Below are 6,112 nucleotides of genomic sequence, written 5' to 3'. Positions count from 1 at the left end.
CTCGGGCTGGTCTCGATACTGGATACGATAAACCGACTCAACCGCATAGCCTGAACCGCCGTATACGGAACCGTACGTACGGTGGTGTGAGAGGACGGCGGGAGTAATCCCGCCTCCTACTCGATCCCGGGCAGGGTCAGTCCAGCTGCAGACGGTACGGCAGGTCGGGCCCAGTCCGGGTGCAGGTCAAGGCCGAGGCGCGAATCGCAAAGCCCAGCATCGCGTCGATCTGATCGCGCGTCAGCTGGTGCAGGCCTTGCACCGAGTCCAGTTGATGCTCGGTCAACCAGGCAATCAACGCAGCCTGGAAGGTGTCGCCGGCACCCACGGTATCGGCCATCACGATCTTCATCGCCGGTTGCGACCAGGTGCCATGCTCACGGCTGAACACACTGGCACCGTCACCGCCACGGGTGAGGAACACCAGCTGGCAGCGGTGCTGCAACCAGTCCTGCAGCACGCTTTCCGGCGATTGTTCGGGGTAGAGCAGGTGCAGGTCTTCGTCGCTGACCTTGATCAGGTCGGCATGCTGCGCCAGTTGCGCCACGCGCTGGCGCCACAGTTGGATATCCGGCTGCGGGTTGAGGCGCACGTTGGGGTCGAGGCTGATCAGGCGCTTGCCGCTTTCACGCTTTACCAACTCGAGCAGGGTATCGCCAATCGGCTGCACCACCAGCGAAAACGAACCCACATGCAGCCCGCGAATTTCATCGCCCAATTGTGGCAGATGGTCGATTTCCAGCAGGCGGTCGGCGCAACCCTCGCCGCGGAAGTTGTACTGCGGTGAGCCATTGGCCCCCACTGCAACCATCGACAGGGTGGTGGGCGCGGCGAACTCCAGCAGAAACCGCTCGCTGACGCCTTCGTCCTTGAGCGCCTGCAACAGGCGGCGTCCCAGAAAGTCGGTGGACAGCCCGCCAAACAGCCCGGCCTCGATGCCCAGACGGCGCAGGCCGACCGCCACGTTGAACGGCGAGCCGCCGGCAATCGCCCGGTAATTGAGCTTGGCGGCCTGCCCGCCGACCTCTTCCTCGCTGAAAAAATCAAACAGCGCTTCACCACACACCAGATACATAGTCGTTCGCTCTTAAAGGGTTGCCACGTGCTGTTGATAGCGTTCGTAAGCCTGCTGACAGGCAAGGACATTGGCCGCCACCGGCAACGTGCGGCTGGCCGGGTCGACGCTGACGCATTTGTCGCACAGGCTGGCCAGGGATTCGCCGCTCTGGCACCACGCCGCCTGGATCGCCGCGCCGAGGGCGGCGGCTTCGGGTTGTTCGGTGCAAATCACTTCGGTGTTCATGATATCGGCAACCATCTGCCGCCACACCGGGCTTTTCGAGCCGCCGCCGATAAGGCGGATACGCTGGCTTTGCAGGCCGGTTTCGCGCAGTAGGTCGAGGCCGTAGCGCAGGCCGAAGGTGGTGCCTTCGACCACCGCGCGGCACAGGTTGGCGCGGGTCAGGTTGGTCATGGTCAGGCCGTGCAGGCTGCCGGTGGCATGGGGCAGGGCGGGTACGCGCTCGCCGTTGAGAAACGGCAGCATGCTCACGCCGTCGGCGCCAATCGGAGCCTGCGCGACGAGGGCGTTGAAGGCCGCCAGGTCCAGCTCGAACAGCTCGCGAATCACTCCGGTGGCGTTGGTCAGGTTCATGGTGCAGATCAACGGCAGCCAGCCGCCGCTGGAAGAGCAGAAAGTCGCCACCGAGGCCTGGGGGCTGATGTTGGGCTGATCCGAAAAGGCGTAGACAGTGCCCGATGAGCCCAGGCTCATGGTGATCACGCCCGGCGCGATATTGCCGGTGCCAATGGCGCCCATCATGTTATCGCCGCCGCCGCTGGAGACGATGGCGTGGGGGTTGATGCCCAGGCGTTCGGCGATGGCGGGGAGGATCGTGCCCACGGCCTGGTCGGCTTCGATCAGCTCGGGCAGGGCCGCTTCCAGGCGACCGCTGGGGTCGATGTGTTTGAGCAGCGCAACATCCCATTCACGGGTGCGCACGTTGAAATAACCGGTGCCCGACGCATCGCCGTATTCCGCCACGGCACGCCCGGTCAGCCAATGGTTCAGGTAGTCGTGGGGCAGCAGGATATGGGCGATGCGGCTGAACACATCCGGGTGCTGTTCGCGGGTCCACAGCAGTTTGGACAGGGTGTAACCGGGCGCAATCGCCACCCCCAGGCGCTCCAGCGAACCGCGTTCGCCGCCTAGGTGTTGCAGCAACCGGTCATTTTCAGGTGCGGTTTCGGTGTCGCACCACAGCTTGGCCGGGCGCAGTACCTGGCCCTCGTCGTCGAGCAGCACCAGGCCGTGTTGCTGGCCGGAAACGCCGATACCAAGGATGTCGCGGCCGTCCACGCCGGCCTGTTGCAGGGCGCGGTGGGTGGCTTCGGTGAACGCATCCAGCCATTCCTGGGTGTGCTGTTCGCGGCGGCCATTGGCGCCGCTGATCAGGGTATGTGCGGCGGCGCCCAGACCCAGCACCTTGCCGGTGGCCGCGTCGAGGACAATGGCCTTGGTGCCCTGGGTGCCGCAGTCGATGCCGAGGAACAGGTTTTGCTGGGTCATGAGGGAGTGCTCAGCAGTCTTATTATTGGATTGAAATGCGGTCAATGTGGGAGGGGGCAAGCCCCCACCCACAGTTTTAAGCCGGTTTCTTCAGGAGGTTTTGCAGGGTTTCAGTGACGCCATGATCGCGCAAACTTGCATAACACCGCTCGAACGCTGCCACAAACGCGGGTGAGTTGGGAATAGCCTTGCCGAAAATCTCTTCCACCCCCAGCAGTCGCTGGCTGATCAGCGCGTCGTCACTGACCAGTGCCTGGCAGAACTCGGCACGCGGATCCGGGATTTTGTAGCTCACACCGTTCTCATCCACGCCCTTCAAGTACAACGCCCAGGCTGCGACCACCAGTGCTGCCCGCTCGGTCTCACGGCCATCGGCAATCAAACGGTTGATGGTCGGCACGGTGAACTTGGGAAACTTCGACGAGCCATCCGAACACACGCGCTCCAACTGATCGGCAATCGCCTGGTTGGAGAAGCGGTCCACCAGCGTCTGTTTGTACGCGGTCAGGTCGATGCCCGGCACCGGCGCCAGGTTTGGCGTGACGTCCAGGTCCATGTAGGCACGCATGTACGCCACAAACACCGGGTCATTCATGGTCTCGTGCACAAACCGGTAACCCTTGAGAAAGCCCAGGTAGGTCAGCGCCAGGTGGCTGCCGTTGAGCAGGCCGATCTTCATTTCTTCATAGGGCGTGACGTCATCGGTGAACTGCACCCCGACTTTTTCCCAGGCCGGGCGGCCGTTGACGAAGTTGTCTTCCAGCACCCACTGCACAAAGGGTTCGCACACCACCGGCCAGGCATCGTCGATGCCGTGCTCGTCGTGCAGTTGCAGGCGGTGCGCGCTGCTGGTCATGGGCGTGATGCGGTCGACCATGGCGTTGGGGAAACTCACGTTGACCTTGATCCAGTCGTGCAGGTCGGCATTGTGCAGGGCGGCGAACGCCAGCAGCGCCTTGCGCGTGACGGCGCCGTTGTGCGGCAGGTTATCGCAGGACATCACGGTAAACGCCGGGGTGCCGGCGGCGCGGCGTTGGGTCAGCGCCGCGCAGATAAAACCGAACACGGTGGTCGGTGCCGCAGGGTGGGCCAGGTCATGCTGGATCTGCGGCAGGTGCGCCATGAACTCGCCAGTGCTGTCGTCGATGCAGTAGCCGCCTTCGGTGATGGTCAGCGAGACGATGCGAATGGCGGGGTCGGCCAGTTTGTCGATCAGCGCCTGGGCGCCGTCTTCGGCCAGCAGCATGTCGCTGATCGAGCCGATCACGCGCACTTCGGTGTCGTCGGTGTCGCCCAGCTCATAGAGGGTGAACAGGTAATCCTGGCTGGCCAGGTCGTCGCGGGCCTTGCGGTCCTCGGCCCGCAGGCCGACGCCGCAGATGCTCCAGTCCAGGCCAACGCCGGTATTCATCAGCGCATCGGTGTAATACGCCTGATGCGCGCGGTGGAAACCGCCTACGCCGATATGCGCGATGCCCTGCGTAGTGCTGGCAATGGCGTAGGCGGGGATTTTCACTTGCGGCGCCAACAGGGTGAGGTTCTGCTTATTCAGTTTCATCAGAAGATACTCGCGAAATCAGGCGGCAGCGCGCAGTGGGCGGGCCACGGCCACGCCGTCGGTGTCGAACAGGTGGCAGTGCGCCGGGTCGAGGTGCAGGTGCAGGGTCTCGCCGTATTGGCTGGCCATGTCGCCGCGAATCCGCATTGTCAGCGGCTCGCCTGTTGAGGTGATGACGTGGCAGAAGGTGTCGCTGCCCAGGCGCTCGCCGACGTCGGCGATGACGGTCAGGGTGGTCTGGCCCGCTGCGGCGATTTCCAGGTGTTCCGGGCGAATGCCCAGGGTCACCGCGTTGCCGACGCTGAGGGTCGGGCCGCTGAGTGGCAGGTTGATCAAGGTGCCGGCGTCCAGTTGCACTTCACAGCTCTGCGATTCGACCCGCGTGACCTTGCCCTTGAGAAAGCCCATTTTCGGTGTGCCGAGGAAACCCGCCACAAACAGATTGGCCGGCTGGTGATAGAGGTCCAGCGGCGAGCCGACCTGCTCGATGCGCCCGCTGTTCAACACCACCACCTTGTCGGCCAGGGTCATCGCTTCCACCTGGTCGTGGGTCACGTAGATCATGGTCGCCTGCAGCTCCTTGTGCAGGCGCGCCAGTTCCAGGCGCATCTGCACGCGCAGCGCGGCATCGAGGTTGGACAGCGGTTCGTCGAACAGGAAAATCTTTGGGTTACGCACGATTGCGCGGCCGATCGCCACGCGCTGACGCTGGCCACCGGACAGTTGCTTGGGCTTGCGCTCCAGCAACGGGCCGAGTTCGAGGATGCGCGCCGCTTCGCTGACCTTGCTGTCCACCAGCTTCTTGTCGACGCCGGCCAGGTCCAGGGCAAACGACATGTTCTTGCGCACGCTCATGTGCGGGTACAGCGCGTAAGTCTGGAACACCATCGCCAGGTCGCGCTTGGCCGGGGTCACTTCGGTGATGTCGCGCCCGTCCAGTTCGATGGTGCCTTCGCTCACTTCTTCAAGCCCCGCGATCAAGCGCAGCAGGGTGGACTTGCCGCAGCCCGAAGGGCCGACGAACACCACGAATTCCTTGTCGTTCACTTCCAGGTCGATGCCTTTGATGATCGAGAAACCTTCGAAGCCTTTTTGCAGATTCTTGATTTTCAGGTTGGCCATGAGATGGGCCTCCGCTTGCAATTATTATTTGACGGCGCCGAAGGACAAGCCACGCACCAGCTGCTTCTGGCTGATCCAGCCGAAGATCAGGATGGGCGCACAGGCGAGGGTCGAGACGGCGGACAATTTGGCCCAGAACAAACCTTCGGGGCTGGAGTAGGAGGCGATCAACGCCGTCAGCGGCGCTGCGCTGGACGAGGTCAGGTTCAACGACCAGAACGCCTCGTTCCAGCACAGGATCAGCGACAGCAGCACCGTGGAGGCCAGGCCGCCCTTGGCGATCGGCAGCAGCACGCGAACCATTTCCTGCCACAGGGTGGCGCCGTCCAGGCGCGCGGCTTCGAGGATGTCCTTGGGAATGTCCTTGAAGTAGGTGTACACCATCCACACTACGATCGGCAGGTTGATCAGGGTGTAGATGATGATCAGCGCGATGCGCGTATCCAGCAGGCCAAAGCTCTTGGCCAGCAGGTAGATCGGCATCAGCACGCCCACCGGCGGCAGCATCTTGGTGGACAGCATCCACAGCAGCGTGCCCTTGGTGCGTTTGGTTTCATAGAACGCCATGGAGTAGGCGGCCGGTACCGAGATCAGCAGGCACAGGGCGGTGGCGCTGAACGAAATGAGTACCGAGTTCCACGCGTAGGCGAAGTAGTTGCTGCGTTCGTTGATGTGCAGGTAGTTCTCCAGCGTCGGCGTGAAAATGAACTGCGGCGGGGTGGCGAACGCGTCGATTTCGGTCTTGAAGCTGGTCAGCACCATCCAGAAGATCGGGAAGAAAATCAGGATCGCGATGGCCCAGGCCAGCGTGCCGAGCAACAGGCTTTGCAGGCGGCGGGATTGTTGAAGCGTCATGGCGCGGC

5 protein-coding genes are annotated in these 6,112 nt (G+C 63.1%); all 5 read right to left on the bottom strand.

Annotation, left to right across the window (positions count from 1 at the left end; all coding sequences use genetic code 11):
• Positions 1 to 136: 136 nt before the first annotated feature.
• The gene (locus LUB09_RS23645) at positions 137 to 1,075 is read right to left on the bottom strand and encodes a carbohydrate kinase family protein (RefSeq protein WP_231423834.1); all 939 of its coding nucleotides are present in this window, start codon (positions 1,073 to 1,075) and stop codon (positions 137 to 139) included.
• Between the two features lie 12 nt (positions 1,076 to 1,087).
• Positions 1,088 to 2,569, bottom strand: a complete 1,482-nt coding sequence (xylB, locus tag LUB09_RS23640) for a xylulokinase (protein ID WP_209981477.1) — start codon at positions 2,567 to 2,569, stop codon at positions 1,088 to 1,090.
• Positions 2,570 to 2,645: 76 nt separating this feature from the next.
• Positions 2,646 to 4,127: a mannitol dehydrogenase family protein gene (locus LUB09_RS23635; protein ID WP_231423833.1), complete on the bottom strand. Its 1,482-nt coding sequence runs from the start codon at positions 4,125 to 4,127 to the stop codon at positions 2,646 to 2,648.
• Positions 4,128 to 4,145: 18 nt separating this feature from the next.
• Complete coding sequence (locus LUB09_RS23630; RefSeq protein ID WP_209981481.1) at positions 4,146 to 5,249, bottom strand: ABC transporter ATP-binding protein; 1,104 nt, start codon at positions 5,247 to 5,249, stop codon at positions 4,146 to 4,148.
• A 24-nt stretch (positions 5,250 to 5,273) separates the two neighbouring features.
• Positions 5,274 to 6,104, bottom strand: a complete 831-nt coding sequence (locus LUB09_RS23625; RefSeq protein WP_003233033.1) for a carbohydrate ABC transporter permease — start codon at positions 6,102 to 6,104, stop codon at positions 5,274 to 5,276.
• Positions 6,105 to 6,112: the final 8 nt, after the last annotated feature.

The sequence above is a fragment of the Pseudomonas sp. Leaf59 genome (assembly GCF_920984685.1).
Taxonomy (GTDB): Bacteria; Pseudomonadota; Gammaproteobacteria; order Pseudomonadales; family Pseudomonadaceae; genus Aquipseudomonas.
The sequence above is the reverse complement of the archived record's forward strand: the minus strand, read 5'-3'. Positions and strand labels throughout refer to the sequence as shown.

Coding starts and splice junctions, on each gene's coding strand:
- LUB09_RS23645 (WP_231423834.1), bottom strand. CDS start 1,075: ATGTATCTGGTGTGTGGTGAAGCGCTGTTTGATTTTTTCAGCGAGGAA.
- xylB (WP_209981477.1), bottom strand. CDS start 2,569: ATGACCCAGCAAAACCTGTTCCTCGGCATCGACTGCGGCACCCAGGGC.
- LUB09_RS23635 (WP_231423833.1), bottom strand. CDS start 4,127: ATGAAACTGAATAAGCAGAACCTCACCCTGTTGGCGCCGCAAGTGAAA.
- LUB09_RS23630 (WP_209981481.1), bottom strand. CDS start 5,249: ATGGCCAACCTGAAAATCAAGAATCTGCAAAAAGGCTTCGAAGGTTTC.
- LUB09_RS23625 (WP_003233033.1), bottom strand. CDS start 6,104: ATGACGCTTCAACAATCCCGCCGCCTGCAAAGCCTGTTGCTCGGCACG.